The following is a 26,664-nucleotide window of genomic DNA, read 5'->3' on the forward strand; positions in this document are numbered from 1 at the left end:
GCAGCAGTCCGCGCCGGAACAGGGCCGCCGGAGCAGGGCCGCCGGAGCAGGGCCGATAGTGCGCTGGCGTGCCAACTCCTGGGCACAAAGGGGAAAACCGGCCGATCGATCCGACCGTAGTTTCGAGGTGTGCCGAAGCCGCGAAGGCGGTGGGCGCTCCACCGATTGCTCCGAGAGGATCCCTCATGTTCGACATCACCAAGGTTCAGGCCGCCCCGAGCTCCGACCTCCTCACGCCCGACAACGCGGTCATGCTCTTCGTGGACCACCAGCCGCAGATGTTCTTCGGCACCGGCAGCGGTGACCGTGCCGCGATCATCAACAGCACCGTGGGGCTCGCCAAGGCGGCTCGGGCCTTCGATGTTCCGGCCGTCCTGACCACGGTGGCCGCCGAGTCGTTCTCCGGGCCCCTGCTGCCCCAGCTCGCCGAGGTGTTCCCCGAGCACGAGATCATCGACCGGACCAGCATGAACGCCTGGGAGGACGAGGCCCTGGTGGCCGCCGTCAAGGCGACCGGGCGCAAGAAGATCATCCTCGCCGGTCTGTGGACCGAGGTCTGCCTGGTGCTGCCCGCGCTGTCCGCGCTGGAGCAGGGGTACGAGGTGTACGTCGTCTCGGACGCCTCCGGCGGCGTCAGCCCGGCCGCCCACGAGCACGCGCTGCAGCGGATGATCGCCGCCGGCGCGGTGCCGGTGACCTGGGTGCAGGTGCTCCTTGAGCTGCAGCGTGACTGGGCGCGTCAGGAGACGTACGGCGCGGTCATGGAGATCGTCAAGGCCCACGCGGGCGCGTACGGCCTCGGGGTCGTGTACGCGCAGAGCGTCATCGGCGCGCACGCGGCGGGCTGACCGCCTTGGACACCGGCATTCTGATCCTGCGCCTGCTGGTGGGCCTGCTCGTCGCCGGCCACGGAGTGCAGAAGATCAGCTCGCACCTGGGCGGCCGAGGCCTCGCGGGCGGCACGGCGGAGTTCCGTGCCGACGGCTTTCGCGGCGGAGCGCTCACCGCCCTGGCGGCGGGCGGCGGCCAGATCGGATCCGGCCTGCTGCTCGCGGCCGGCGCCCTGACCCCGCTCGCCGCGACCGGCGCCATCGGGGTCATGACGGTCGCCCTCACCGTGAAGTGGCACAACGGACTCTGGGTGCAGAACGACGGGTACGAGTACCCTCTCGTCCTCATCGGCGCCGCCGCCGCCCTCGCCGCGACCGGACCCGGCGCATGGTCCCTCGACGCGGCCCTCGGCCTCACCCCGTACCCGCTGTGGTGGGCCGGCCTCGCGCTCGTGGCCGGCCTCGGCAGCGGGCTGCTCACCCGGCTCGTACTGCACCGCCAGGCCCCGGCGGCGGCACCGGCCGCCGTCCGCGGCGGCCACTGAGCACGAGCCGCGACAGACCGGGTCCGGCCGCCCGCGACCCCCGCACGGGCGGCCGGGCCCTCCCACCTTCCGCACCAGGAGTCACCCGATGGAAACCGCGACCACCGCATCCGCCACCCCGCCCTCCCGCGGCGGCGGCCAGCCGCTGCTGCACCAGAAGGGCGGCGAGACCCAGGCGTTCGGCACGCTGAAGCAGCTGCCGATCGGCCTCGGCCACGACACCCGCATGTACGCCTGCCAGCGGCTGAACCGCGTACTCGCCGACACGCAGATCCTGTACTCCCTCTACAAGAAGCACCACTGGCTCATGCGCGGGGCGACGTTCTACTCGCTCCACCTGATGCTGGACAAGCACGCGGAGGCCCAACTGGCCATCGTGGACGCGCTGGCCGAGCGGATCCAGAGCCTCGGCGGAGTCGCTGTCGCGGACCCGCGCCACGTCGCGGAACTGACGGCTGTTCCGCGGCCGCCGAACGGCGTGGAGAAGGTCCCCGTCATGCTGTCGAGGCTGCTCGACGCGCACGAGCGGATCCTGATCGACGCCCGGGACGCCGCTGCCCGGATCTCGGCGGAGGGCGACGAGGGCAGCACCGACCTGCTCGTCTCCGAGGTCATCCGGACCGGCGAGACGCAGGTGTGGTTCCTGGCCGAGCACCTCGTGGACACCCCTCTGGTCCAGGGCTGACGGCGGACACAGAGCACCGAACGAGAGAGCCCCCCACCATGAGCACTCCCTCCCCCTCCGCCGCCGCCGGCGGCGCCGACGACGTACCGGCCGGACGGCCGGACGCTCCCCCGGAACGCCGCTTCGAACCCGACCTCCGGTCGATGACCCGGATCAACCTCCGCCCCATCGCCTCACCCATGCCGCTGGGCTTCTTCACGGTGGCGATCGCCTCCGTGATGACGGGGTGCATGCAGCTCGGGGTCTTCGAGACCCAGGCCCGCGGCGCCGTCGCCCTGTGCGTGCTGCCGGCCTTCGCGCTGCAGTTCCTGGTGAGCGTCCTGGCGTTCGGCGCCCGGGACGTGATCGCGGCGACGCTGATGGCCGTCTTCGCCGGCAGTTGGCTGGCCTACGGGCTCGTCATGTTCAGCGGCGCGCCCGACGGTCCGCGCGTGCTGGGCGTCTTCAACCTCGCACTCCTGTGCTTCGGGGCGCTGATGACCGCCGTGACCCGGCCCAAGCGCGCGCTGTGGCTCGTCCTGCTGGTCTCGCTGCCCCGCTGGGCGACCACCGGGCTGGCAGGTCTCACCGGCGCCGAATGGCTCACCCGCACGTCCGGCGCGCTCGGCCTCGTGGTGGCGCTCGTCGCGATGTACACGGCCTTCGCCCTGATGCTGGAGGACATGCGCAGCGAGGAGGTCCTGCCGATCGGCCGCAGCGGCCCGGCCCACGCCGCCGTCGAGGGCGGCCTGACGGTCCAGCTCCGCAATCTGGAGCGTCAGGCCGGCGTGCGCCGAACGCTCTGACCATCCGGTGCCCCGTGCCGAGCCCGCCCCCCGGTGCGGGCTCGGCACCCACACACAAGCCCCTGACCTCGAACGATTGGCTGATTTTGTTCGAACGCTGATAGCTTCGCTTCGCCCCCGAGGACATTCGGCGGGCGAACGGAGGAAGCACAACCATGAGGTTCGGCGCGAGGCTCGCGCTCGCCGTCATCGCCATCGTCGTCACGGCCACCGCATGCGTTGCCCCTTCCGACGGTTCTTCACGTGCCGAGGCCGGGGACTGCGGGCCGTACGCGCGGTACGGCCGGCACCCCGCAACCCACGTCGCCGTCTACGCCTCCAACCGGGACCGGGAGGCGGACCTGTTCGAAGCGACCTGGGCGGACTTCGCCGCGTGCACGGGGATCGACGTCCAGTACGAGGGAGACGGGGAGTTCGAGGCCCAGATCCAGCTCCGGGTCGAGGGCGGCCACGCCCCCGACGTGGCGTTCTTCGCTCAGCCCGGGCTCCTGGAGCGTTTCGCGCGCGCGGGGAGGCTCGAACCCGCGAGTGCCGAGCTGGTGTCGCTGGCGGAACAGGGCTGGTCGGCGGACTGGAACGGCTACGCGACCGTGGACGGCACCCTCTACGGCACTCCGCTGGTCGCGAACGTGAAGTCGTTCGTCTGGTACTCGCCGGCGTTCTTCCGGGACAGGGGACTGACCGTCCCCCACACCTGGGCCGAGCTGATGGAGCTGACCGAGAGGGTCGCCGCATCGGGGGTCACGCCGTGGTGTGCGGGCCTCGAATCCGGCGAGGCGACCGGCTGGCCCGTGACGGACTGGATCGAGGACGTCCTGCTCCGCCAGCAGGGGCCGGACGTCTACGACCAGTGGGTCTCCCATCGGATCCCGTTCAACGACCCGCGAGTGATCCGGGCCATGGACACGGTGGGGTCCGTCCTCAAGAACGACCGTTATGCCAACGGCGGCTACGGACCGGCCCGCTCCATGGCCTCGATCGCCTACCAGGACGCCGGCAGGCCGATCCTCTCCGGCGACTGCGCGCTGCACCTCCAGGCGTCGTTCTACGCCGAGCACTGGCCGAAGGGCACCCGGATCGGCCCGGACGAGGACGTGTTCGCCTTCCTGCTGCCGGGGACGGACCCGTCCAGCCGACCCGTGCTGGGCGGAGGCGTGTTCACCGCGGCCTTCGCCGACCGGCCCGAGGTCCGGGCCTTCCGGGAGTACCTGGCGAGCGCCGACTTCGCCAACGCGCGGATGAAGAAGGGCCCCTTCGTCTCGGCGAACAAGGGAGTGGATCCGGCCAACGCCGCCGGCCCGATCGACAGGCTCTCGATCCAGCTGCTGCAGGATCCCCGGACGCAGTTCAGGTTCGACGGTTCCGACCTGATGCCCGCGGCAGTCGGTGCGGGCACCTTCTGGAAGGGATCCGTCGACTGGATCACCGGCAAGGACACCGAATCGGTGGCGGCGGCCATCGAACGGTCCTGGCCGAGCCACTGATGTCGTTCGACGTCGTCGCTCAGCAACCCAAACTGCTCCACCTCCTCCAGGGCGTCGCCGCGTTCTCGGCCGTGGTCGGCCTGATCCTGCTGGCCCTGCACCGGGGGCCGGTACGGCGGCGGGGCGCGGCCTGCCTGCTGCTGGCCCCCGCGCTGTCGCTGCTCACCGTCGGTCTCCTGTTGCCCGGCCTGCGCACCCTGGGCCTGTCGTTCATGGACGACGAAGGGGACGCCTGGGTCGGGATCGACAACTACGTGTGGATGTTCACCGACCCCGAGGCGCTGACCGCGCTCCGCAACACCCTGGTGTGGGTGGTGCTCGTGCCGCTGCTGGTGACGGGGATCGGGCTGCTCTACGCCGCGGCCGTCATACGGTCGCGGTTCCGGGCGCTCGCCCTGTCCCTGGTCCTGCTGCCGATGACGATCTCGTTCGTCGGCGCCGGACTGGTCTGGAGGTTCGTCTACGCCTACCGGCCGGCGGGGGCGGAGCAGATCGGGCTCCTGAACGAACTCGTCGTGGCGTTCGGCGGCGGGCCGAGGCAGTGGCTCGTGGAATCCCCCTGGAACGTCCTGTTCCTCGTCGTGGCGATGGTGTGGACCCAGGCGGGCTTCGCGGCCGTCCTGCTGGCGGGCGCGATCGCGGCGGTCCCCGGCGAGATCGTCGAGGCGGCCCGGCTGGACGGCGCGTCGTCGCGGCAGATCTTCTGGCGCGTCACCGTACCGTCGATCAGGCCCACGCTGCTGGTCGTCGTCCTCAGCGAGGTGATCGGCACCTTCAAGGCGTTCGACATCGTCAAGACCATGACCGCCGGGCAGTTCGACACCGGGGTCATCGCCCACGAGATGGTCAACCAGTCCTTCCGCTACGGCCGGACCGGCCACGGCGCGGCTCTCGCGGTGCTGCTCTTCCTCCTCGTCGCCCCCGTCGTGGCCCACCAGGTCCGTGCGCAGCGGAGGGCGAGGTGAGGGGCGTCCGGGAGCGTCTCTCCTCCCGCGTGCTCTCACTGACCGCCGTGCTGATCGCGGTCCTGTGGACCACGCCGACGCTCGGCCTGTTCCTGTCCTCGTTCCGTCCGGAGGACGAGATCAAGACGACCGGCTGGTGGACGGTGTTCGGCTCGCCGCACGTCACGCTCGACAACTACCACGAGGTGCTGTTCGGCACCGGTAACGCGTCGGGTCAGCTCGCCGGCCACCTCGTCAACTCGATCGTCATCACCCTGCCCTCGGTGCTGTTCCCGCTCGTCCTGGCGTTCCTCGCCGCGTACGCCCTGGCATGGATCGACTTCAGGGGTCGCGACGCGCTTCTGGTCGGCGTCTTCGCGCTGCAGATCGTGCCCCTCCAGATGGCGCTCGTCCCCCTGCTCCGGCTCTTCTCCCGCGGATGGCTGTTCCTGCCCGCCTGGCACGTCACCGGAGCGGCCCGGTTCGACCACGTCTGGTTCGCCCATACGGTCTTCGCGTTGCCGTTCGCGGTGTTCCTCCTCCACAACTTCCTGGCGGGGCTGCCCCGTGACCTGGTCGAAGCGGCCCGGCTGGACGGCGCGTCACACGCGACGGTGCTGCTTCGGATCGTCCTGCCGCTGGCCCGCCCGGTCCTGGTGACGTTCGCGGTCATCCAGTTCATCTGGGTGTGGAACGACCTGCTCGTCGCGCTGACGCTGTCGGGCGGGACGGCCGGGACCGCTCCGGTGACGGTCAGACTGGCGGCCATGGCCGGGACGCGCGGCAACGAGTGGCAGCGGCTCACCGCGGGGGCGTTCGTGTCGGCGTTCCTCCCGTTGCTGGTGTTCCTCTCCCTCCGGCGGCACTTCGCCCGAGGCCTGCTCGCGGGGTCCGTCAAGGGATGACGCCGCAGGAGAGCGCGGGCACGCGGCTGAGCCGGCCGGGTCTGCGCGGCCGGGAGGCCGAGCTGGAGCGGCTTCGTGCCATGGTCGAGGCGGTGCGCGACGGCGAGGGCGGCGGGCTGGCCCTGCTCCTGGGTGAGCCGGGGATCGGGAAGACCGTCCTGCTGGAGGAGACCGTCTCGATCGCACGGGCCCGCGGGTTCGTGGTCGGTCAGGGCCGCGCCGAGGAGCTGCACGAGCTGGCACCGCTGGCCTCGCTGGCCTCGGCACTGCTGCACGGCGACCCGCCGCTGCTGGCCGCGCAGGACTTCGCGCACCTGGCGGTCCACCACGACCAGCGCATCTGGCTCGTCGAACGGCTGGCCCAGCTGATCGAGGAGCGCTCGACGGGCGCGCCGACGCTGATCGCGATCGACGATGTCCAGTGGACCGATCCGCTGAGCCGGTTCGCGCTCGACGTCATGCCGGCACGGCTGCAGGCCTCCCCGGTTCTCTGGCTGCTCGCGGGCAGGGAGGACCCCGACCTGCGCGGGGACGTGGCCCGGACGGCGACGCTTCCACTGCGGCCCCTGTCCGGGGCCGCCCTCGCCGAGCTGGCGCGCGACGTACTCGGCGGGACCGCGCCGGACGACGTCACCGAGTTGCTCGACGGCGCCGGCGGCAACCCGTTCCTCGCGGCGGAGGTGCTGGCGGGCATCGCGGCGTCGGGTGCGGACGGGGCCGGGCCGTCGGAGCGGCTGGTGCTCGGGGTCCGCGGCAGGCTGTCGGCCCTCCGACCGGGCACCCTCCGGTTCCTGCGGATCGGCTCGGTCCTGGGGCGCGCCTTCCACCTCTTCGACGCCGCGGCCCTGTGCGGCAGGCCCGCCACGGACCTCGTCGGTGAACTGCGGGAGGCGATCGACGCCGGGCTCATCGAGGACGACGGCGAACGCCTCGCGTTCCGTCACGATCTGCTCCGTCAGGCGGTCTACGCCGACCTCGCGCCCTCCGCGCGGCGAGCACTGCACCGGGAGGCGGCGAGCCGGCTGGTCATGTCGGGCCGGACCTCGGTCGACGCCGTCCCGCACCTGCTCAAGAGCGCGGAACCCGGTGACCAGGAGGCGATCCGACTGCTCGGCCGGGCCGCCGCGGACGTGGTCACCGTCATGCCCGACCTCGCCGCCGATCTGTCGGTGCGTGCGCTGGAACTGGTGGCGCCCCACGATCCCGCGGTGTTCGGCGTGGGCGAACGGGCGATCACCGCCCTCACCCGTGCGGGCCGGTACACGCGGGCGCGTGAGATCGGCGATGTCCTCCTGGCCCGACAGCCCCCGTTGGACGTCTTCGCCCGTCTGCAGTCGGTACTCGGGGACACGCTGTGGCACCTCGACGACGTCCATGAGCTGACCCGCCGCTCGGCGGCGGCCCTGGGCGTCGTCACCGACCCGGCGGTCCGCGCCCGGCTGACCGCGCGGCTCGCGCTCGCGCAGTCCCGCGGCCGCGACCTCGACACCGCTCGCGGGACCGGGGAGCGGGCGGTCGCCGAGGCGGAGCGGGCGCAGGACCGGGAGGCCCGCGTCGTCGCGTTGTGGGGCCTCGGCGAGATCGCCCTCAACGCGGGGGCGTGCGCGTCCGCCGTCGACCACCACACGGCGCTCAGCGCGTTCGACGCGGCGTTCCTGCCCGAGGAGGTCGTCGCCCGCGTCCACCTGGACGACTTCGACACGGCCCGGCACCTGCTGCGGACGGCGGGCGACACCCCTCTGCGACCCGCGATGCTGATGTGGGCCCAGGCCAACCTGAACCTGGGGCTCGGACGGCTCGACGACGCGGAGGCCGACCTGGTCACCGCGGAGCGGCTGGAAGCGGACTGCCAGGTGCCCGGCAACCAGGTCAACATTCGCGTGAACCGGGGCTGGCTGGCGCTGCTGCGCGGCGATCGGGAAGCCGCGGAGGAACACGCCGAGGTCGTCCGGGCGACGGTGACCGGTCGGCCGAACACGGGGAACCACGCCACTCACCAGTACCTGGAGGCCCTCCTCGCCGACGCCGACGGCGACCACGCGGCAGCGGCCGAACGGGTGCGGTCCGCCCAGCGGGACCACCCCTTCGTCCGGTGGCGGCTCCTGCGCTCCCGGTTCGTCGAGGCCGTGCGGATCGCCCTGCGCGCCGGCGACCGGGCGCTGGCCGTGGACCTCGCGGCCCAGGCGGCCGACTACGCCTCCCACAACCCCTCCGTACCGACGGCGAAGGGGACCGCCGCCCACGCGGCGGCGCTGGTGAACGCCGATCACGGCCTCCTGGAGCGGTCCGTCCGGATCCTTCTCGACGGACCCCGGCCGCTGCCCCTGGCGGCGGCCCGCGCCGACCTCGGCCGCGCGCTGTCGACCGCGGGAGACACCGCCGCCGTACCCGCGCTGACGAAGGCGTACGAGGCGTACGCCCGGGCGGGGGCCGGCTCCGAGGCCGACCGGGTCCGGGCGGAACTGGACCGGGCCGTGACGGGCTCCGGTCGACGCCCGTCCCGCCCCCGGCCCGTCCAGGGGTGGGACGCGCTCACCGCCTCGGAACGCAAGGTCGCCCGGCTCGTCGCCGCGGGGCACACCAACCGGTCGGCCGCCGCCACCCTCGTCGTGTCCGCGCACACGGTCAACACGCATCTGACGTCGATCTTCCGCAAGCTCTCGGTGAATTCGAGGGTCCACCTGACCCGGCTGGTCCTGGCGCAGGCCGACGCCGAGTCGGCCGGCCCGTCCGCGTCCCCGTCCGCGTCCGAGGTCTCTGCGCCCGCGGGCAAGGCCCCGGGCGTCACGTGACAACCGGCGGCGCCTCCCCCGCCATAGCGTGACGGCACCGCGCGCCGCGACGACGCGCGGACCAGCCGATCCGAAGCGAGGAACACAGCCATGCCGTACATCACCGTGGGCCAGGAGAACACCACCGCCGTCGAGCTCTACTACGAGGACCACGGCACCGGCCGGCCGGTCGTCCTCATCCACGGCTTCCCCCTGGACGGCCACTCCTGGGAGCGCCAGAGCGCCGCGCTCCTGGACGCCGGCCACCGCGTCATCACCTACGACCGCCGCGGCTTCGGCCGGTCCTCCCAGCCGACGACCGGCTACGACTACGACACCTTCGCGGCCGACCTGAACACCGTGATGGAGACCCTCGACCTGAACGACGCCGTCCTGGTGGGCTTCTCCATGGGCACCGGCGAGGTCGCCCGCTACGTCTCCGCGTACGGCTCCGCCCGCGTCGGCAAGGTCGCCTTCCTCGCCTCGCTGGAGCCCTGCCTGCTGAAGAGCGACGACAACCCGGACGGCGTCGCCCCGCGGGAGTTCTTCGACGGCGTCGTCGCCGCCGTGAAGGCCGACCGCTACGCGTACTACACCGCCTTCTTCAACGACTTCTACAACCTCGACGAGAACCTGGGCACCCGCATCAGCGAGGAGGCCGTCCGCAACAGCTGGAACACCGCGGCCGCCGGCGGCTCCTTCGCGGCCTCGGCGGCGCCGTCGACCTGGTACACCGACTTCCGTGCCGACATCCCGGCCATCGACGTCCCCGCCCTGATCCTGCACGGCACGGCCGACCGCATCCTTCCCGCCGAAGGCACCGCGCGTCCCTTCCACGCGGCCCTGCCGTCCGCCGACTACGTCGAGATCGACGGCGCCCCGCACGGGCTGCTGTGGACCCACGCGGAAGAGGTCAACGCCGCGCTCCTCGCGTTCCTGGCGAAGTGACGCCGCTCCCGCCGGTCGACCCGGAGTGACCCCCGCAGGCGGCAGCCGGAGGACCGGCCCGGCTGCCGCCGGCGCCGAACGCGACGCCGGACGCCGGACGACAGGCGTCCACCGGCGTCGGGGCCCGCGATCACAGCATCCAGACAGGTTCAGGAGAACGGAAGCATCATGCAGTTCGGTATCTTCACCGTCGGGGACGTGACACCCGACCCCACCGACGGCCGTGTTCCGACGGAGCACGAGCGCATCAAGGCGATGGTCGCCATCGCACTCAAGACCGAGGAGGTCGGCCTGGACGTCTTCGCGACCGGCGAGCACCACAACCCGCCGTTCGTCCCGTCGTCCCCGACCACCCTGCTCGGCCACATCGCCGCCCGCACCGAGAAACTGATCCTCTCCACCTCCACGACGCTGATCACCACCAACGACCCGGTGAAGATCGCGGAGGACTACGCGATGCTCCAGCACCTGGCCGACGGCCGGGTCGACCTCATGCTGGGGCGCGGCAACACCGGACCGGTGTATCCCTGGTTCGGGCAGGACATCCGCCAGGGCATCGACCTCGCCAGGGAGAACTACGCGCTGCTGCGCCGGTTGTGGCGTGAGGACGTCGTCGACTGGGAGGGCCGGTTCCGCACGCCCCTGCAGGCCTTCACCTCGACGCCCCGGCCGCTGGACGGGGTGGCGCCGTTCGTCTGGCACGGATCCATCAGGTCGCCGGAGATCGCGGAGCAGGCCGCGTTCTACGGTGACGGCTTCTTCCACAACAACATCTTCTGGCCGGCCGATCACACCAGGCGCATGGTGCAGCTCTACCGGCGCCGGTACGCCCACCACGGCCACGGCCGCCCGGAGGACGCCATCGTGGGGCTCGGCGGCCAGGTGTTCATGCGGAAGAACTCGCAGGACGCGATCCGGGAGTTCCGTCCGTACTTCGACAACGCGCCGGTCTACGGCCACGGTCCGTCGCTGGAGGACTTCACCGAGCAGACCCCGCTGACCGTGGGCTCGCCCCAGCAGGTCATCGACCGAACCCTGTCCTTCCGGGAGACCCTGGGCGACTACCAGCGCCAGCTGTTCCTGATGGATCACGCGGGCCTGCCCCTCAGGACGGTCCTGGAGCAGCTCGACATCCTCGGCGAGGAGGTCGTGCCCGTTCTGCGCCGGGAGTTCGCGAGCGGACGCCCGGCCGACGTGCCGGACGCCCCGACGCACGCGGCGCGGGTCACGGCCGCCGCCACCGCGCAGGAGGTGGGCGCCGCGTGAAGCTGGTCGCCGTCTCCGCGGGGTTGAGCACCCCTTCCTCCACCCGCCTGCTCGCGGACCGGCTGGCCGAGTCGGTCCGCGACGAACTCGCCGTCCGGGGCCGGGTCGTGTCGACCGAGGTCGTCGAGCTCCGCGAACTGGCCGGCGAGGTCGCCAACCACCTCGTGACCGGCTTTCCGGCACCTCGCCTGGCCGCCGCGATCGACGCGGTGACCGGAGCCGACGGCCTGATCGTCGTCACCCCGGTGTTCACGGCCTCCTACAGCGGCCTGTTCAAGTCCTTCTTCGACGTGATCGCCCCGGACGCCCTCGCGGGCACACCGGTCCTGGTCGCGGCCACCGGGGGTACCGCTCGGCACTCCCTCGTGCTGGAGCACGCCATGCGACCGCTCTTCGCGTATCTGCGCGCCACCGTCGTGCCCACCGCGGTGTACGCGGCGTCCGCGGACTGGGGATCCGGAGGGGACGAGTACGCCGACGGCCTGCCCGGCCGGATCCGCCGGGCGGGCGGCGAGCTGGCCGCGCTGCTGGCCGACCGCCCGGCCCGGGCCGAACCCGAGGACGACGTCACCGCCCTCGAACGGCAGCTCGCAGACCTGCGCTTCGACTGAGACCGGTCGGTCCGGGTCACCGCCTGCCCGGGCGCGGCCGCCGTGCCGCATACTGATCCGCCGTACCGCCGTCGGACGAACCCCGTCCCGTGCGGCCCCGGCCGGCGGAGTGAGTGTGGACCGATTGACGACATGGCCCTTCCTCGGGGGGACACCGGTCCGCGGCAGGGCGCGGGAACTGGCGTTCATCGAGGCGCGGCTCGACGCCCTCGCCCGGGGGGCGGGCGGGATCGTCCTCGTCGAAGGCCCCGCGGGCATCGGCAGGTCGAGGATGCTCGCGGAGGCGTCGGCGTCCGCGAAACGGCGCGGGATGAGGACGTTCCAGGGCGGAGCCGACCCCGACGAACAGTTCGTGCCGCTCGGCCCCCTGCTGGACGGGCTGTTCGCGGGGGAGGAACCGCTCGCGGGTGCCGACCGGCTACGGGACCTCGCCGCGACGCCCGGCCAGCGGTTCTGGCTGCTCCAGGAACTGGGGGACCGCCTGCGGGAGGCCGCTCGGAGCGGGCCGCTGCTCATCGTCCTCGACGACCTCCAGTGGTGCGACGAGCTGACGCTGCTCACCCTCCACACCCTCGCGGCCGCACTCGCGGCGCAGCCGATCCTGTGGCTGGCGGCCGTACGCCACGGGAGCGTGCCTCCCCGGGTCCGCACGACACTCGACCGGATTCGGCAGGCCGGGGCGCACGAACTGGCCCTGGGCGCGCTCGGCGACCCGGCGGTCGCCCGGATCACGCAGGACGTCCTGGGAGCGGTTCCCGACCCGGACGTCCTCCGTGTCGCGCGCCGGGCCGAGGGGGTGCCGCTGCTGATCGAGGAACTGCTCGCCGCGGTACGGGACGAGGGTCTGGTGACGATCGAGCACGGCACGGCACGGCTCCGGGCCGGATCACTCCCCCTCACGCAACTCCCCCTCACGCAACTGCCGTCCGTCGCCCGCCGGCTGGCCCGGCTTCCCGCCGCGGCCCGCGAACTCGTCGAAACGGCGGCCGTGGTGGGACGCCCCGTCACCGTGGAGCTGCTGGCCGAGCTGCTCGGCAGACCACCGGCGACGCTGATCACCGCGATCCAGGAATCCCTCGACTCCGGTCTGCTCGTCGAAAGGGAGGACCGTCTGGAGTTCCGTCACGAGCTGATCCGTGAGGCGGTGGAGGCCGCACTTCCCCCCGCCCTGCGCCGAACCCTGCGGAGCCATGCCGCCGAGGTGCCGTCGGCGCGTGCGGCGTCCCCGGTCGGGCCCGCCGCGCCGCCGGCCGTGGGCGTGCGGACCGGCGACCGGACGGCCGAAGAACGGCTGCGTGCCGCCGCGGCCGATCTCGCGGCCACCGCGCCCGGAGCGGCGGCGGAGCTCAGCCTCAGAGCCCTGGAACTCACCATGGAGGACCCGTCGCAACGGCCGAGGGTCATCGCCGAGACGCTCCCGCTGCTCTGGCAGCTGGGGCAGCCGGCCCGGGCACACGACCTGGGGGCGTCGGCCCTGGCCGCCGGTGATCTCAGGCCCGACGACGAGGCGCGGATACGCCTCGCCATGGCGCGCCTCGCCAGTCACTTCGACTTCGCCGAGGCCGTCCGCCAGGCCCGTGCGGGGGCGGCACTGCCCGGGATCCCGGCCGCACTGCGGGCCCGGCTGCTCGCCCTGTTGTGCCTGGGCCTGTCGCTGGCTGGTGATCCCGGGGGCGCGGAGCAGACCGCCGCCGAGGCCCGGGAGGCCACCGATGCGGCCCGGGACGGCATCGCCCAGGCCACCATGATGGTGGTCGACTCGGCCCTGTGCTTCTACCGGATGGACTGGAACGAGGCGCTCCGCCGGGCGAGCCGGGCGGCGGCCCTGGCGGCCGGCCTGGGCATCGCCCCTTCCGTCTGGATCCCGGAGGCGCTGTGGCAGTGCCTGCTGCTGACCGTGGCCGGCCGCACCGAGGAGGCGCTCGCGCTCGCCGGGGCCGGGGTCCACGACACCCGCCACCAGGGCCAGGCGGCGGCCGCCCGCTTGTGGCTCATGCACCGCGCCCGGGCGCTCCTGGACGCCGGGCGGCTGGCGGAAGCCCGGGCCGACGCGGAAGCCGACGCCGGACTGAGGGGTGCGTTCGACAGCGGGGACCTCGCTGAACTCATGCTCCTGTACACGCTGACGCGAGTGGCGATCCACACCGACGACCGCGAAGCCGCCCAGCGGTGCGCGGCGCAGGCGCGGCGCGTGCGGGGTACGGGCGCACCGCTCGCCCGTAGCGTCGGTGCCTGGATGCTGGTCCTGCTGGCGGACTTCGACGGCCGGCCCGAACGCGCCCGGGCGGAACTCGACGAGGTGCTGGCGGCGCTCGCCGAGGAACGGCCGGCCCTGGTGAGCCCGGTCGACCCGGTGGACACTCCCGCCCTCGTCCGCACGGCCCTGCGCGCCGGCGCATCCGAGCGGGTCGCCCCGGCCGTCGAGGTGGCCGAGCGCCGAGCCGCGCGCAACCCGGACTTCGCGATCCTCGCCGCCAGTGCCGCGCACGCCCGCGGGCTGCTCGACAACGATCTGGCGCACCTCCTGCACGCCGTCCGGCTGTACGAGGGGTGCTCACGCCCGATCGCCCGGGCGTCGGCGCTGGAGGACGTCGGACGCAAGCTCGCGACCACCCGCAGGCCCGAGGCGGTGCCGTACCTGGACAAGGCGCTCGCCCTCTACACCCGGTCAGGCGCCGAGCGGCACGCCGCGCGGGTCCGTCGACGCCTGCGGGCCGCCGGCGTGCGCCGACGCCCTTCCTCCGCCGGATCGGCCGAGGAATGGCCCGAGCTGACGGCGTCCGAGCTCCGGGTGGCCCGGCTCGTGGCCCGGGGGCTGACGAACCCGCAGGTGGCCGAGAAGCTCTCGCTGTCGCCCCACACGGTGGCTTCGCACCTGCGCCGCGCCTACACCAAGCTCGGCATCGGCTCCCGTGCGGAGCTGGCCCGGCTGGTGGAGAGACGCGACAACGGAGAGTGACCGCTTCGCATCCCCCGTCGACGCCGTACCTATGGACCTTTCATGCGATGTGCCGAGGTCGTCGCCTCCTCAAAATGATCAACAGCTGCGGAAAGGAAGGGTTCCGCGGCGAACAGTTGGTCGAGAGAGGAACAGCGCATGACCGCACGGCTCCAGCGAGCCCGCCCTGGCAGCCCTGGGCTCCAGGCGCTCGTCGACGAACTCGCGGAGCAGCTCGGCCGGTCCGTCGCGATCGATGATCCGCTGGTCCGCATGGTCTGCACGAGTCGCCACTTCGGCGACGAGGACCCGGTACGCATCGGCACGCTGCTCCAGGGCCGTGCCGACAACGCCACCATCCGCTACGTACTCGCCCAAGGCGTGACCCGGTGGCCCCGACCCGGCTTCGTCGAGGGCCGTGACGACCTCGGGCTCCTGCCCCGTTACGTCGTGCCGCTGCGCGAGCGCGGGCACCTCCTGGGGCTTCTCATGGTGGTGGCGCCCGAGATGACGCTCGGTGACGGGGAGACCGAAGCGATCGGGCGGGCGGCCGGCCTGATGGCGGCCCAGATGTACGTCGAACAGCTCGGCGCCGACAGCCGGAAGAGCGACGAGCAGACCCTGGTCCTGGAACTCGTCGACACCGACGTCGTCACCCGCACCGCCGCGCGCCGGCGGGCCGTGGAACTCGGGCTGCTCGGGGCGGCCGAACACGTCCTGGTCACCCTGGTGCAGCTGGGCCGCGGCACGGAGCCCGTCCGGCAACCCGACGCGGCTCTGTGGGGGGCTCTGGAGGGCTTCCGGCAGACACGTTCGGCGCACGGCGTCCTCGCGGTCGACCAGGACCGGGCGGTCCTGCTGCAACTGCGTGAGCGGCCTCCCGCCCCGCCCGAGGTCGCCGCCCAGTCGGCCCGCATCCTCGACGAACTCGCCACGTTCCTGGAACCGTCGACGTCCCCGGTCATCGGTGTCGGCGGGCGTCACGCGGGCCTGCAGCACGCCTGGCGCTCGTACGAGCAGTCCCTGGTCGCGGCCCGCGCGGCACGCCGGATCCCCTCGCTGCGAAGCATCGGCGACTGGGGCCGGCTCGGGGAGTTCGCCGTCCTCCTCCAGCTCCCCGAGCACGCACTGAACGCCTCCCTCGTGCCCGAGCCGCTGCGCATCCTGAACGAGGCCCACGGCGACGACCGGCTCCGGGACACCCTGCGCTGCTTCCTCGAACACGCCGGGTCGATCCCCCGGACCGCCGAGGCGCTGCACCTCCACCGCACCTCGCTCTACTACCGCCTGCGCCGGATCCGGGAGATCACCGGACTCGACCTCGACGACGGTGGCCACCGGCTCACGCTGCACCTGGGGCTCAGGATCGAGGAACTCCTCTCCACGGGCGACGGCACGGCCGCCCGGGCCGGCTGATCCCCGCCGGCCCTCGCCCCTTCGACAAAGCGATGAGGGTCTCCGATCCGATTCCTACAGCGCGCGGTGGTGGCGGCGAAGGGCCGTCACCGAAGATGTCAGAGACGGCGCGGGCCTGACGACAGGCCCGTGACCAGGGAAGGAAGAGGTCATGCAGGAACTGGTCACCACCGACGGGACGCACCTCGCCTACCGGGACACCGGTGGCGAGGGCATCCCCCTGGTCATGCTTCACGGCTGGGGTCAGACGCAGGCGATGTTCCGCCACCAGGTCGAGGACCTGTCTCCCGGGCGTCGTGTGGTCACCGTCGACTTCCGGGGCCACGGGCTGTCCGACAAGCCGGGGCACGGCTACCGCATCGCCCGGTTCTCCCGCGATGTGCTCGAACTCGTCGACCACCTCGGGCTGGTGCGGTTCGACGCGCTGGGGTGGTCGATGGGCGTCTCGGTGTGGTGGAGCTTCATCGACCAGTACGGCACCGGACGGATCCGGCGCCTGGTCGCCGTCGACCAGCCGGCGGCCGTCGCCGCCGTGCCCTGGACGACCGGGCGGGAGCAGCAGCAGTCCGGCGCCATCTTCGACGTGTCGCAGCTGCTCGACCTGGGTGCCGCGCTCGCGGCCCCCGGGGGTGACGAGGTGCGCGCCGACTTCGTGCGCGGCATGTTCTCGGGTGAGCCGGACCCGGAGATCCTCGCCTTCGTCGCGCGGGAGATCACCTCGACGCCCGCCTACGCCGGCGTACCTCTGCTGTTCGACCACTGCGCTCAGGACTGGCGCGACGTACTGCCCCGGATCGATGTGCCGACCCTGGTGATCGGCTGCGAGGGGAGTCATGTGAACCCCGACTCGCAGCGCTTCATCGCCCGGCAGATTCCCGACGCCCGGCTCCACGTCTTCACCTCCGACGTGGCGAGTTCGCGCTTCCCGTTCCTTGAGAACCCCGCGGCGTTCAACGCGGTGGTGGAGAAGTTCCTCGCCGAGGAACCGGGCCCGAGGGCCTAGTCCTCCGTGTCCACGCCGGCGGCCGTGCGAACGGCTCCCCTCCCGCGAAGAACCGAAGGCTTGGAATTCTCATGGCTCAGTCAGTGATGTCACGCGCGCCCGAAGAGGTCCGGCGTCCGGCCGGCGCCCGGCCGGCGGCCGCTTCCGAACGGCTCGTCGAGATCCGCTCCGGAATACCGAGCGAGGGGAACGGGACCTTCCTCTACCTCGGCATGCACGTCCGCGGGTCGGCGACCATCGTCCGCGAAGGGGTCAGAACGGTTCTGGAGCCGCGCGACCTGGTCTTCTGCGACCCGGCCCGGCGCCACCTCGTGCAGTTCGGCGACGACGGCCGGATGGTCTTCTTCCGGGTGCCCCGCGGCTACCTGGGAGTCACGGAGTCGGAACTGAACCAGGTGGTGGGTGTCCCCGTGCGCGGTGGCGACGGGCTGGGGGCACTGGTGGCGGACTTCCTGTCCGCCCTCGCCGGCAAAGCCGAGCTCCGCCGGCCCCGGCCCGGAGACCGACTCGCCCGTACGGCCGTCCACCTCCTGTCCGTGCTGCTCATGGAGCTCCTCGAAACCGGCCTGGCGGGCGAGGAGGCCGAGGCGCCGACGGTCGGCAGCGAGATGCTGTCCAGGATCCGGTGCTTCATCGAGGAGCACCTCATGGACCCGGACCTCTCACCGGAATCGATCGCACGCGCCCACCACATCTCCGTCCGGTACCTGCACAAGCTCTTCCAGAGCGAGGGCGTCACGGTGAGCCAGTGGGTGCGGCGACGCCGACTGGAGTCCTGCCGGGTCGAACTGGGCCGGTCCAACCGACGGTTCACCGTGGCGGCGGTGGCGCACCGCTGGGGCTTCAGCAGCCCTTCGCACTTCAGCCGCACCTTCAGGGGCGCGTACGGCATGACCCCGAGCGAATGGCAGTCCCTGGCGGCTTCGGCCGTCGCCGACGCCCCGCACGCGGCCTGACACCGAGAAGAGAACCGTCATGACCACCCCCACCGTCGTACTCGTGCACGGCGCCTTCGGCGACGCGACGGCCTGGATAGGCGTCGTCTCGGAACTGCGCAGCCGCGCCATCCCGGTGATCGCACCGCCGAACCCCCTGCGCGGCCTCGCCTCCGACGCCGCCTACCTCACGTCCGTGGTCTCCCAGATCTCCGGCCCCGTGCTGCTCGTCGGCCACTCCTACGGCGGGGCGCTGATCACCGTGGCCGGCGCCGCGGAGAACGTCGTCGGACTCGTCTACATCGCCGCGTACGTGCTCCACGAAGGCGAGAGCCTCGGCGATCTGGAGCGGCGCTTCCCCGACTCCTCGCTGACGGACAACTTGAAGAGGTGGACCTACCCGCTCGTCGACGGCGACTGCGCGGTCGAGGTCACCATCGACGAGGCGGCCTTCCCCGCCGTCTTCGCCGCGGACGTGGCGGAGGAGGTCGCCGGGGTCCTGGCAGCGGCCCAACGCCCGCTCGCCGCGGCGGCCTTCACCGAGGCGGCCGCCGCGGCCGCCTGGCGGGTCAAGCCGTCCTGGGCCCTGGTGGCCGGAGCCGACCGCGCGATCAACCCGGAGGTCCAGCGCTTCGGCGCCGAGCGGGCCGGGTCCGTCGTCGTCGAGCTCCCGGACGCCTCCCACGCCGTCGCCCTGTCGGAGCCCAAGCAGGTCGCCGATCTGATCAGGGACGCGGTGCTGGCGACGAGCTGACCGGAACGCACGGCGTGGCGCGGACGAACCCCGGTTCGTCCGCGCCACGGTCCTTTCCGGAGCGCGTGCGCCGGAGGTCAAGAACGCGTGCGTGGGGCGGCTCGAAGCTATTCGGAGCGCCGGTAATTTCCCATGGAGTCGAAAGGAACCAGAATGCAGCTCCCCCTCGAAAAGACGATCAGCGCGAGACTGATGACAGCGGATTACGAATGGCATGAACTGACCTTGCGCGTGCGGCATTCGCCCGACGACGCGCTGGCGGTTCGGATGGACCTCTTCGCGGCCGAGGACGATCCGCCGGCCGCGACCTGGGTGTTCGGCCGGGATCTGCTCGCCACCGGACTCATCCTGCCGACGGGCGAGGGAGATGTCCGCGTCCGGCCCCACGGCGAGGACGAGACGGACGTCGAACTCATCTCGGGACCGTCCTGGTGCGTCGTCAGGATGGCGTCGGCCCATGTGCGCGACGTGGTGGCCAGGACGCGGTCGGCCGAGGAGCTCTGGAACGACACGGCGCGGTCCGAGCTCGACAGGGTACTGGCGGAGATCCTTTCAAGCGGTATCAGGAATGCGGATTCGTAGGCTTCACGGACCGCCCCGGGAGAACTGCCCGGACGGGCCAGACCCGGTGCGTGCAGAGGAAAGCCGCCGCCCCCGGATTCCCTAGATTCGTCCGTACCGAGTCCCATCGTGCCGGCCTCCGACGTCGGCAGGACCACACCTGCCGGAGTGCACCCATGCCTTTCCTCCCCGTCGACGAGGAGAACTCAAGCGTCATCAACCTGTACTACGAGGACCACGGCACCGGCCGGCCCATCGTGCTCATCCACGGCTGGCCGCTCAACGGCGCGTCCTGGGAGAAGCAGGAGGCCGCACTGCTGGCCGCCGGCCACCGCGTGATCACCTATGACCGCCGCGGCTTCGGCGCCTCCGACAAGCCGTCCTTCGGCTACGACTACGACACTTTCGCCGCCGACCTCGACGCCGTGCTCACCCGGCTCGACCTGCGCGACGTGGTGCTCGTCGGCTTCTCCCTGGGCAGCGGCGAGGTCACCCGCCACCTCGGCACCTACGGCTCGGAGCGCGTCTCCAAGGCCGTGATGCTCGGCGTGGTCCCGCCGTTCCTGCTGAAGACCGACGACGACCCGGACGGTGTCGACGGCATCGTCTTCGAGGAGATCCGGGGCGCCATCCGCGCCGACCGCCCCGCCTTCGTCGCCGGCTTCCTCGCCGACTTCTACAACGTGGACGTGCTCGGCGGCGACCGGGTGAGCGACCAGGTCGTCCAGTACAGCTGGAACGTCGGCGTTTCGGCCTCCGCCGAGGCGACTGCGGACCGCGTCCCGACCTGGCTCACCGACTTCCGCGCGGACCTGCCGAAGATCGACGTCCCCGTCCTGATCATCCACGGCGACGCCGACCGCACCCTGCCGCTGCGCTCGACCGCCGTCCCGCTGTCGCAGGCCATCGCGGACGCCCGCCTGGTGGTGCTCGAAGGCGCCCCGCACGGTCTGATCTGGACGCACGCCGCCGAGGTCAACAAGGAACTTCTCGCCTTCATCGGCGAGTGATCGACCGCTCCCCCGCTCCACCCCCTGCCCCCTGCCCTCTGCTCCCCGAAAGCGAGACCGCATGTCGAGCATGCCCGTCGCCGGGATCCGTCCCGGCCCGTCGACCCCCGGCCACTCCCCCGAGCACCCCGCCGACCTGGTCGTGCGCAACGCCAAGGTCTACACCGGCGACCCGCTGCGCCCCCGGGCCGGCGCGGTCGCGATCCGCGCCGGCCTGATCACCGCCATCGGCGACGACGCCGACGTCCTGCCGCAGGTCGGCCCGCACACCCGCGTGGTCGACGCGCTCGGACGGCGCGCCGTCCCCGGCCTCAACGACTCACACCTGCACGTCATCCGGGGCGGCCTCAACTACGTGCTGGAGCTGCGCTGGGACGGCGTTCCGACGCTGCGCCAGGCGCTGGCCATGCTGCGCGCCCAGGCCGAGCGCACCCCGCCGGGCCAGTGGGTCCGGGTGGTGGGCGGCTGGTCCGCCGACCAGTTCGCCGAGCGCCGACTGCCCACCCTCGCCGAACTCAACGCCGCCGCCCCCGACACCCCGGTGTTCGTGCTGCACCTGTACCAGTCGGCGCTGCTCAACCGCGCGGCGCTGCGGGCCGCGGGCTTCACCCGAGACACCCCCGACCCCGTCGGCGGGCAGATCGTGCGCGGTCACGACGGCGAGCCGACCGGCATGCTGCTGGCCGCCCCGGGCGCCCTGCTGCTGTACTCCACGCTGGCCAAGGCGCCGACCCTGGACGAGGCCGACAAGGCCGCCTCCACCCGGCACTTCCTGCGCGAGCTCAACCGCTTCGGGCTCACCTCCGCCATCGACGCGGCGGGCGGCTTCCAGAGCTTCCCGGAGAACTACGGCACCGTCACGGAGCTGGCGAAGAACGGCCAGCTGACGCTCCGGATCGCCTACCACCTGTTCCCGCAGACCGCCGGGCAGGAGCTGGACGACCTGCGGCGCTGGGTGGAGACCGTCCGACCCGGCGACGGGGACGAATGGCTGCGGCTCAACGGGGCCGGGGAGAACCTCACCTGGGCGGCCGCCGACTTCGAGAACTTCTCCGAGCCGCGCCCCGAACTCGGCCCCTACGAGGCCGGGTTCGAGCAGGCGGTGCGCCTGCTGATGGAGCACGACTGGGGCTTCCGGCTGCACGCGAGCTACGACGAGACGATCCGCCGCGATCTGGCGGTCTTCGAGCGGCTGGCCGCCGAGGGCCTGTTCCCCGGCGGTAACCGCTGGCTCTTCGACCACGCCGAGACGGTCTCCACCGCGAGCCTGGACCGGATCGCGGCGCTCGGCGGCGCCGTCTCGGTGCAGAACCGGATGTCCTTCCAGGGCGAGGCGTTCGTTCGGCGCTACGGCGCGGCCGCGGCCGCCGACGCCCCGCCGGTGCGGGCGATGCTGGAGCGCGGCCTGACGGTGGCCGCCGGCACCGACGCCACCCGGGTCTCCTCCTACAACCCGTGGGTGGCCCTGCACTGGCTGGTTTCCGGACGGTCCGTCAGCGGACGCACGCTGCGCCCGGCCGCCAACCGGCTGAGCCGCGAGGAGGCGCTGGAGCTGTACACCCTCGGCGGCGCCCGGCTCACCGGCGAGGAGGAGGTCAAGGGCCGCCTGCGGGTGGGCTGTTACGCCGACCTCACGGTGCTCAGCGCGGACTACCTCACCGTCCCCGAGGCGGACATCCCGCACATCGAGTCGGTGCTCACCGTGGTCGGCGGCCGGATCGTGTACGGCGCCCAGGAGCACGAGGGCCTCGCCCCCGAACTGCCGGCCGTGGTCCCGCCGTGGAGCCCGGTGGCACGTTTCGGCGGCTACCAGGCCACCCCGGCGCCGAGCCTGTCCGGTGTCCGGCAGGCCGAGCGGCTGGCCGAGGCGGCGGCCGACTCCGACGACCAGCGCGCCTGGCGCGCGGCCCGCGGCCGATGGGTCCCCGGCCAGGGCGGCGGCCCCGCACTCGACGACCCCTGCTTCCTCTGAGCCGCCCGCTGCCGGCCTGACCGGCCCAACCCCCACGAGGCGCGAGACGCCCGTCCCGTCCCGTGCGGGGCGCAGACTACCTCTCCGGCCGACACGGAAAAATCTATGCTCGCCGGAGTAGACATTGCCGCACACCGTGGCTAGTGTTTCTCTCGTAGACGAGGTCAAGCGGTACCCGCCAGACACGAACTGGCGGGCAGCAGGAGAGAAGTTCGCAGGTCGGCACGGTTGCAGGGTCCTGAAGCCAGGGATGTGCAGTAAGGCGACAGGGCCGGTGGCCGGGCCGGGTGGCCCGCAGGTATCAGGGGCCGCCGCCCAGCGGTACCGCAGTTCAGTAGGAGTAGTACCGGCAGTCGCAGTACGCGGTATCCCAGTGAAGGCGCCCAAGACTGCGGGCGCGCGTGCTGGGAGTCCGGCAGTGGGGTTCCAAGCCGAGCGGTTGAGCAGGACGGGCAACGGGGCTGGCTGCCGGAAGCGGCGGACCATCAGGACCGCCACGGCAACACCGGGTAGTTGGCACTACCACGCAGTTCGCAGTACCAGCAGTACCGCAGTACCGAGCAGGTCGCAGTACCCGGTAGTGGAAGTACCCGCAGTTCAGGCAATCGGTCAGTACAGAGGATGAACGGAGGGGACAGAGCGCCATCAGGATCGCCCGGCCCGTGAGGCAATCACCCGGGCGGACTCCGAAGACCCCAAGGCAAGGACGGTGGTTTCCGGTCACGCATACGCGATCCCCGCACGCCCCTTCCCCCGGGGCGAGGCGGACATGAGGAAGCCGGCCACAGGCCGGCAGATGGTGTAAAACCCTTCGGGGCCCCGGGAGCCGCAATGGCCCCGGGGCCCCTCAGCGCGTCCTCGGACCCAACAACAAGAAGAGGTGCAGTGACCACGGCAACCATCCGACCGCATACCCCCGACAGCCCCGACCGCCTCGACGACGACGACTACCCCGCCTACACCATGGGCCGCGCCGCCGAGATGACCGGCACCACCCCGGGCTTCCTGCGCTCCCTGGGCGACCAGGGTCTGATCACCCCCCTGCGCTCCGAGGGCGGCCACCGCCGCTACTCGCGCTACCAGCTGCGCATCGCCATGCGGGCCCGCGACCTAGTCGACCAGGGCACCGCCATCGACGCCGCCTGCCGCATCATCATCCTCGAAGACCAACTCGAAGAAGCCCTGCGCATCAACGAGCAGCTCCGCCGCTCCCGACCCGGCCAGGAACCCGGCGCCGACACCTGACCCGTCCCTGAGAACGGCCGCCGACGGCGGAGCCGGGGACCGAACGGCCGGGGATGCGCGTGGCGCACATGCCGAGGGGCCCGCACCGCATGTGCGCGGTACGGGCCCCTCGCTGCCAGGCGGTGCCGTGGCAGAAAAAGAACTACAGCGGGCGAATGTTCTCCGCCTGCGGGCCCTTCTGGCCCTGCGTGACGTCGAACTCGACCTTCTGGCCCTCGAGCAGCTCACGGAAGCCGTTGGCGTTGATGTTCGAGTAGTGGGCGAAGACGTCCGGGCCGCCACCCTCCTGCTCGATGAAGCCGAAGCCCTTTTCCGCGTTGAACCACTTCACAGTGCCATTAGCCATTAAGAAATCTCCTTCAAGGGGGCTGTATCGAAGCCCGCAATTGCGCGCTTCGAGTCGCCGCGATGAGCGCCCACCCGGGGAAGAGCCGGGAAACGAAAAATGCGCCTGCGATACATCAGCAGGCGCACACAAAGTTCATGGGAACCACTACTGCAACTAAAACGACTGTAGCAGGCTCGGGCCCGTTACGGGTGGCCACGTCGTCTCCGGTTCCCGGGGGCCCGGGGCCCAGGCTTTGGCCGCCCACCTTCGCCGACGCTAAGGTGTGGCGCCGTACTGGGCAGATCCATCGCCCGAGGAGGTGGGAACGGTGCTCATGGACGCGGACCACGCGGAGCTGGTCGTCGCGGCGCAGGCCGGTGACGACCGGGCGCGCGAGGAGCTGATCGCCGCCTACCTGCCGCTGCTCTACAACATCGTCGGGCGAGCGCTGAGCGGACATGCCGACGTCGACGACGTCGTCCAGGAAACCCTGCTGCGCGTGGTGCGCGACCTGCCCGCCCTGCGTGCCCCGGAGAGCTTCCGGTCCTGGCTGGTGTCGATCACGCTCCGCCAGATCAGTACCCACCGGCAGCGGCAACGCGTCTTCGCCGGCCGGACGGCGGTGATCGAGGAGGCAGCCCAGATACCGGCCGCCGGCGCCGAACCCGAGGACATGACGATCCTGCGTCTGCACGTGTCGGACGAGCGCCGTCAGGTCGTCGAAGCCGGCCGGTGGCTCGACCCGGACCATCGGATGCTGCTGTCCCTGTGGTGGCAGGAGGGCGCCGGCACGCTGAGCCGTGACGACATCGCCGCCGCGACGGGGCTCACCGTCGCCCACGTCGGCGTGCGCCTGCAGCGCATGCGCGAGCAGTTGGACCTGAGCCGGACGATCGTCGTCGCGCTGGAGGCCGACCCGCGCTGTCCGCAACTGGACGAGACCGTCGCCGGCTGGGACGGTCTCCGTACCTCGGTGTGGCGCAAGCGGATCGCGCGGCACACCCGCGGGTGCCCGGTCTGCGGGGCGACGACGACAGAACGGGTTCCGGCGGAACTGCTGCTCCTCAACCTCGCGCCACTGGCGGTCCCGGCGGGGCTCATCGCCGCGCTGGCCGCCAAGGGCCTGCTGTCGGGCGCGGCCTCGTCCGCCGCCGGGCTGGCCACCGCCCCCGTCGCCGCCGCCGTCGGCACGGCGACGGCCGGAGGCGGTCTGCACAGCTCGCTGATCGGCAAGCTCTACGCGGTGACCGCTCAGCCACTGGTGGGCCTCGCCACCGGCGCGGTGCTCATCACGGGAACCGCCACCTACGCGGCCTGGCCCGAACCGGCGCACCGGGGGCCCGGCGTCGTCGCCGCTCCCACGGTCGGCGATCCCACGCCGGTCCCGTCGCGCACCGGCGCGTCGGCCGAACCGTCCCCGGCGAGTCCGTCCGTCGTCGCGGGCACCGTGCCGCTGGGCCCGCAGTCGCTGACGTCCGTGGACGACCCCGCCCTGTCCCTGACGTATGCCGGCGACTTCGCGACGCTCGACCCGGTCTCCGCGTCCAGTAGTGCGCAGGCACGCCAGCGGGCCACCTTCACCGTCATCGGCGGACTGGCCGACCCCCGGTGCGTCACCTTCCGCGCCGCTGACGGCCGTTACCTGCGCCATCGTGAGCTGCGGCTACGGCTGAGCGCCGACGACGGCAGCCAGCTGTTCCGTGCGGACGCCACCTTCTGTCCGAGCCCCGGGGCGGTCCCCGGGTCGGTGACCCTGCACGCGCACAACTATCCCGGATCGGTCCTGCGCCACCGCGACGGCGGCATCCGGCTCGACGGTTCCGACGGCACGGCGGCCTTCGCCGGCCAGGCCTCCTTCCTCGTCCGCGGGGCCTGGGCCTGAGCACCGCTCCCCGAGCGTCGTGACCGAGTCACGCCCGTTTTCCCGGAACGACCGGGCCGCGGGGCCCGGCGTAACGTTTTCCGCCTGCGAGATGCATCACGGGGCAATCACCCGGACGGCGCCACTTTTCCGTTACGGGACCGCGAGTTCGGCGGCCTCCACTCAGTGGGGTGCTCTTCCCGCCGCTCACCATGCCGGGCCGGCGTGGCAGGCTCCCCGACTTCCCCGTTGACGTATCCCCTGAAGAAAGCTCTCCAATGACGCGACACACCCACTCCTCCCGGGCGACCGGTACGCAGGAACGGGCCCACGTCCTGCGCCGCACCCGACCCGCGACGGATCAGGCCGTACCGGCCGATGCGCGCACGATCACGGCACCCGGAGTGACCCGCGGCCCCCGAGGAGAATCATGAAGGGCCTGCACCGGCTCAGCCGGCGTCGCCGAGCAGTCGTGGTGGGAGTGTCGGCCACGGCGGTGGTCGCCGGTGTCGTGACGCTCCTCCCCAACTTCGCCGGAGCCGCCGCCCTGGGGACGCAGGCGGCCCCCTCGGGCCGGTACTTCGGCACCGCCGTGGCCGCCGGCCGGCTCGGTGACTCCACGTACGCCGCGATCGCGGACCGGGAGTTCACCATGGTCACCCCGGAGAACGAGATGAAGTGGGACGCCGTCGAACCGTCCCGCGGCAACTTCAACTTCGGCCCCGCCGACCAGATCGTCAACCACGCCTCCGCGCACGGCCAGCGGATGCGCGGCCACACCCTGGTCTGGCACTCCCAACTGCCCGACTGGGTCAAGAACACCCGCGACGCCAACACCCTGCGCTCGGTGATGAACAACCACATCAC

General features: G+C 72.2%; 23 protein-coding genes. 22 read left to right on the forward strand and 1 reads right to left on the reverse strand.

Annotation, left to right across the window (positions count from 1 at the left end; all coding sequences use genetic code 11):
- The first annotated feature begins 185 nt into the window (after positions 1-185).
- The 20 genes from AB0J08_RS32725 to AB0J08_RS32820 all read left to right on the forward strand — a co-directional run bounded on the left by AB0J08_RS32725 (position 186) and on the right by AB0J08_RS32820 (position 23,608).
- Positions 186-848, forward strand: coding sequence for a hydrolase (locus AB0J08_RS32725; RefSeq protein WP_360641491.1), 663 nt, complete (start codon positions 186-188; stop codon positions 846-848).
- A gap of 5 nt (positions 849-853) precedes the next feature.
- Positions 854-1,375 carry a DoxX family protein gene (locus AB0J08_RS32730; protein ID WP_360641492.1) on the forward strand — a complete coding sequence of 174 codons (522 nt, stop codon included), beginning with the start codon at positions 854-856 and terminating at the stop codon, positions 1,373-1,375.
- Positions 1,376-1,463: 88 nt separating this feature from the next.
- Positions 1,464-2,060, forward strand: coding sequence for a DNA starvation/stationary phase protection protein (locus AB0J08_RS32735; RefSeq protein ID WP_360641493.1), 597 nt, complete (start codon positions 1,464-1,466; stop codon positions 2,058-2,060).
- Positions 2,061-2,098: 38 nt separating this feature from the next.
- Positions 2,099-2,845 carry a GPR1/FUN34/YaaH family transporter gene (locus tag AB0J08_RS32740; protein WP_360641494.1) on the forward strand — a complete coding sequence of 249 codons (747 nt, stop codon included), beginning with the start codon at positions 2,099-2,101 and terminating at the stop codon, positions 2,843-2,845.
- A 155-nt stretch (positions 2,846-3,000) separates the two neighbouring features.
- Positions 3,001-4,329, forward strand: coding sequence for an extracellular solute-binding protein (locus AB0J08_RS32745; RefSeq protein ID WP_360641495.1), 1,329 nt, complete (start codon positions 3,001-3,003; stop codon positions 4,327-4,329).
- Positions 4,329-5,294 (forward strand): sugar ABC transporter permease, encoded by a 966-nt coding sequence (locus AB0J08_RS32750; protein WP_360641496.1) that lies wholly within the window; start codon positions 4,329-4,331, stop codon positions 5,292-5,294. The genes AB0J08_RS32745 and AB0J08_RS32750 overlap by 1 nt, the downstream gene beginning before the upstream one ends.
- Positions 5,291-6,178, forward strand: coding sequence for a carbohydrate ABC transporter permease (locus AB0J08_RS32755; protein ID WP_360641497.1), 888 nt, complete (start codon positions 5,291-5,293; stop codon positions 6,176-6,178). The genes AB0J08_RS32750 and AB0J08_RS32755 overlap by 4 nt, the downstream gene beginning before the upstream one ends.
- Positions 6,175-8,970: an AAA family ATPase gene (locus AB0J08_RS32760; RefSeq protein ID WP_360641498.1), complete on the forward strand. Its 2,796-nt coding sequence runs from the start codon at positions 6,175-6,177 to the stop codon at positions 8,968-8,970. Before AB0J08_RS32755 ends, AB0J08_RS32760 begins: the two co-directional genes overlap by 4 nt.
- Before the next feature lie 90 nt (positions 8,971-9,060).
- Positions 9,061-9,897, forward strand: a complete 837-nt coding sequence (locus AB0J08_RS32765; protein ID WP_360641499.1) for an alpha/beta hydrolase — start codon at positions 9,061-9,063, stop codon at positions 9,895-9,897.
- A 168-nt stretch (positions 9,898-10,065) separates the two neighbouring features.
- Positions 10,066-11,163: an LLM class flavin-dependent oxidoreductase gene (locus AB0J08_RS32770; protein WP_360641500.1), complete on the forward strand. Its 1,098-nt coding sequence runs from the start codon at positions 10,066-10,068 to the stop codon at positions 11,161-11,163.
- Positions 11,160-11,774 (forward strand): FMN reductase, encoded by a 615-nt coding sequence (locus AB0J08_RS32775; protein ID WP_360641501.1) that lies wholly within the window; start codon positions 11,160-11,162, stop codon positions 11,772-11,774. Before AB0J08_RS32770 ends, AB0J08_RS32775 begins: the two co-directional genes overlap by 4 nt.
- Before the next feature lie 115 nt (positions 11,775-11,889).
- Complete coding sequence (locus tag AB0J08_RS32780; protein ID WP_360641502.1) at positions 11,890-14,733, forward strand: AAA family ATPase; 2,844 nt, start codon at positions 11,890-11,892, stop codon at positions 14,731-14,733.
- Between the two features lie 138 nt (positions 14,734-14,871).
- Entirely contained in the window at positions 14,872-16,128 is a 1,257-nt protein-coding gene (locus AB0J08_RS32785; RefSeq protein WP_360641503.1) for a helix-turn-helix domain-containing protein, read from the forward strand.
- A gap of 151 nt (positions 16,129-16,279) precedes the next feature.
- On the forward strand, positions 16,280-17,131 hold the full coding sequence (locus AB0J08_RS32790; protein ID WP_360641504.1) for an alpha/beta hydrolase: 852 nt from the start codon (positions 16,280-16,282) through the stop codon (positions 17,129-17,131).
- 71 nt (positions 17,132-17,202) lie between these two features.
- Positions 17,203-18,087, forward strand: coding sequence for an AraC family transcriptional regulator (locus AB0J08_RS32795; RefSeq protein ID WP_360641505.1), 885 nt, complete (start codon positions 17,203-17,205; stop codon positions 18,085-18,087).
- A 19-nt stretch (positions 18,088-18,106) separates the two neighbouring features.
- Positions 18,107-18,820: an alpha/beta hydrolase gene (locus AB0J08_RS32800; protein ID WP_360641506.1), complete on the forward strand. Its 714-nt coding sequence runs from the start codon at positions 18,107-18,109 to the stop codon at positions 18,818-18,820.
- Positions 18,821-18,973: 153 nt separating this feature from the next.
- The gene (locus AB0J08_RS32805; RefSeq protein ID WP_360641507.1) at positions 18,974-19,402 is read left to right on the forward strand and encodes an SsgA family sporulation/cell division regulator; all 429 of its coding nucleotides are present in this window, start codon (positions 18,974-18,976) and stop codon (positions 19,400-19,402) included.
- A gap of 155 nt (positions 19,403-19,557) precedes the next feature.
- Entirely contained in the window at positions 19,558-20,391 is an 834-nt protein-coding gene (locus AB0J08_RS32810) for an alpha/beta hydrolase (protein WP_360641508.1), read from the forward strand.
- Positions 20,392-20,452: 61 nt separating this feature from the next.
- Entirely contained in the window at positions 20,453-22,363 is a 1,911-nt protein-coding gene (locus AB0J08_RS32815; protein WP_360641509.1) for an amidohydrolase, read from the forward strand.
- 963 nt (positions 22,364-23,326) lie between these two features.
- Positions 23,327-23,608, forward strand: a complete 282-nt coding sequence (locus AB0J08_RS32820; protein WP_360641512.1) for a MerR family transcriptional regulator — start codon at positions 23,327-23,329, stop codon at positions 23,606-23,608.
- 142 nt (positions 23,609-23,750) lie between these two features.
- On the opposite strand, the gene AB0J08_RS32825 is transcribed toward AB0J08_RS32820, so the two are convergent.
- A complete protein-coding gene (locus tag AB0J08_RS32825; RefSeq protein WP_030918248.1) occupies positions 23,751-23,954 on the reverse strand; it encodes a cold-shock protein in 204 nt (67 codons plus the stop codon).
- 316 nt (positions 23,955-24,270) lie between these two features.
- Here AB0J08_RS32825 and AB0J08_RS32830 point away from each other — a divergent pair, with 316 nt between their 5' ends.
- Both AB0J08_RS32830 and AB0J08_RS32835 read left to right on the forward strand, forming a co-directional pair.
- Positions 24,271-25,818, forward strand: coding sequence for a sigma-70 family RNA polymerase sigma factor (locus AB0J08_RS32830; RefSeq protein WP_360641513.1), 1,548 nt, complete (start codon positions 24,271-24,273; stop codon positions 25,816-25,818).
- Between the two features lie 409 nt (positions 25,819-26,227).
- On the forward strand, positions 26,228-26,664 hold a 437-nt coding region (locus tag AB0J08_RS32835), incomplete at its 3' end, for an endo-1,4-beta-xylanase (protein ID WP_360641510.1).

Origin of the sequence: Kitasatospora sp. NPDC050463 (assembly GCF_040655255.1) — a bacterium.
Classification (GTDB): domain Bacteria; phylum Actinomycetota; class Actinomycetes; order Streptomycetales; family Streptomycetaceae; genus Kitasatospora.

What these genes read in the sequence shown, in the direction of transcription:
- AB0J08_RS32825 (WP_030918248.1), bottom strand. Translation starts at nt 23,954, where the DNA reads ATGGCTAATGGCACTGTGAAGTGGTTCAACGCGGAAAAGGGCTTCGGC.
- AB0J08_RS32795 (WP_360641505.1), top strand. Translation starts at nt 17,203, where the DNA reads ATGGCTCAGTCAGTGATGTCACGCGCGCCCGAAGAGGTCCGGCGTCCG.
- AB0J08_RS32760 (WP_360641498.1), top strand. Translation starts at nt 6,175, where the DNA reads ATGACGCCGCAGGAGAGCGCGGGCACGCGGCTGAGCCGGCCGGGTCTG.
- AB0J08_RS32800 (WP_360641506.1), top strand. Translation starts at nt 18,107, where the DNA reads ATGACCACCCCCACCGTCGTACTCGTGCACGGCGCCTTCGGCGACGCG.
- AB0J08_RS32805 (WP_360641507.1), top strand. Translation starts at nt 18,974, where the DNA reads ATGCAGCTCCCCCTCGAAAAGACGATCAGCGCGAGACTGATGACAGCG.
- AB0J08_RS32785 (WP_360641503.1), top strand. Translation starts at nt 14,872, where the DNA reads ATGACCGCACGGCTCCAGCGAGCCCGCCCTGGCAGCCCTGGGCTCCAG.
- AB0J08_RS32735 (WP_360641493.1), top strand. Translation starts at nt 1,464, where the DNA reads ATGGAAACCGCGACCACCGCATCCGCCACCCCGCCCTCCCGCGGCGGC.
- AB0J08_RS32750 (WP_360641496.1), top strand. Translation starts at nt 4,329, where the DNA reads ATGTCGTTCGACGTCGTCGCTCAGCAACCCAAACTGCTCCACCTCCTC.
- AB0J08_RS32790 (WP_360641504.1), top strand. Translation starts at nt 16,280, where the DNA reads ATGCAGGAACTGGTCACCACCGACGGGACGCACCTCGCCTACCGGGAC.
- AB0J08_RS32830 (WP_360641513.1), top strand. Translation starts at nt 24,271, where the DNA reads ATGGACGCGGACCACGCGGAGCTGGTCGTCGCGGCGCAGGCCGGTGAC.
- AB0J08_RS32740 (WP_360641494.1), top strand. Translation starts at nt 2,099, where the DNA reads ATGAGCACTCCCTCCCCCTCCGCCGCCGCCGGCGGCGCCGACGACGTA.
- AB0J08_RS32820 (WP_360641512.1), top strand. Translation starts at nt 23,327, where the DNA reads ATGGGCCGCGCCGCCGAGATGACCGGCACCACCCCGGGCTTCCTGCGC.
- AB0J08_RS32725 (WP_360641491.1), top strand. Translation starts at nt 186, where the DNA reads ATGTTCGACATCACCAAGGTTCAGGCCGCCCCGAGCTCCGACCTCCTC.
- AB0J08_RS32810 (WP_360641508.1), top strand. Translation starts at nt 19,558, where the DNA reads ATGCCTTTCCTCCCCGTCGACGAGGAGAACTCAAGCGTCATCAACCTG.
- AB0J08_RS32770 (WP_360641500.1), top strand. Translation starts at nt 10,066, where the DNA reads ATGCAGTTCGGTATCTTCACCGTCGGGGACGTGACACCCGACCCCACC.
- AB0J08_RS32765 (WP_360641499.1), top strand. Translation starts at nt 9,061, where the DNA reads ATGCCGTACATCACCGTGGGCCAGGAGAACACCACCGCCGTCGAGCTC.
- AB0J08_RS32745 (WP_360641495.1), top strand. Translation starts at nt 3,001, where the DNA reads ATGAGGTTCGGCGCGAGGCTCGCGCTCGCCGTCATCGCCATCGTCGTC.
- AB0J08_RS32815 (WP_360641509.1), top strand. Translation starts at nt 20,453, where the DNA reads ATGTCGAGCATGCCCGTCGCCGGGATCCGTCCCGGCCCGTCGACCCCC.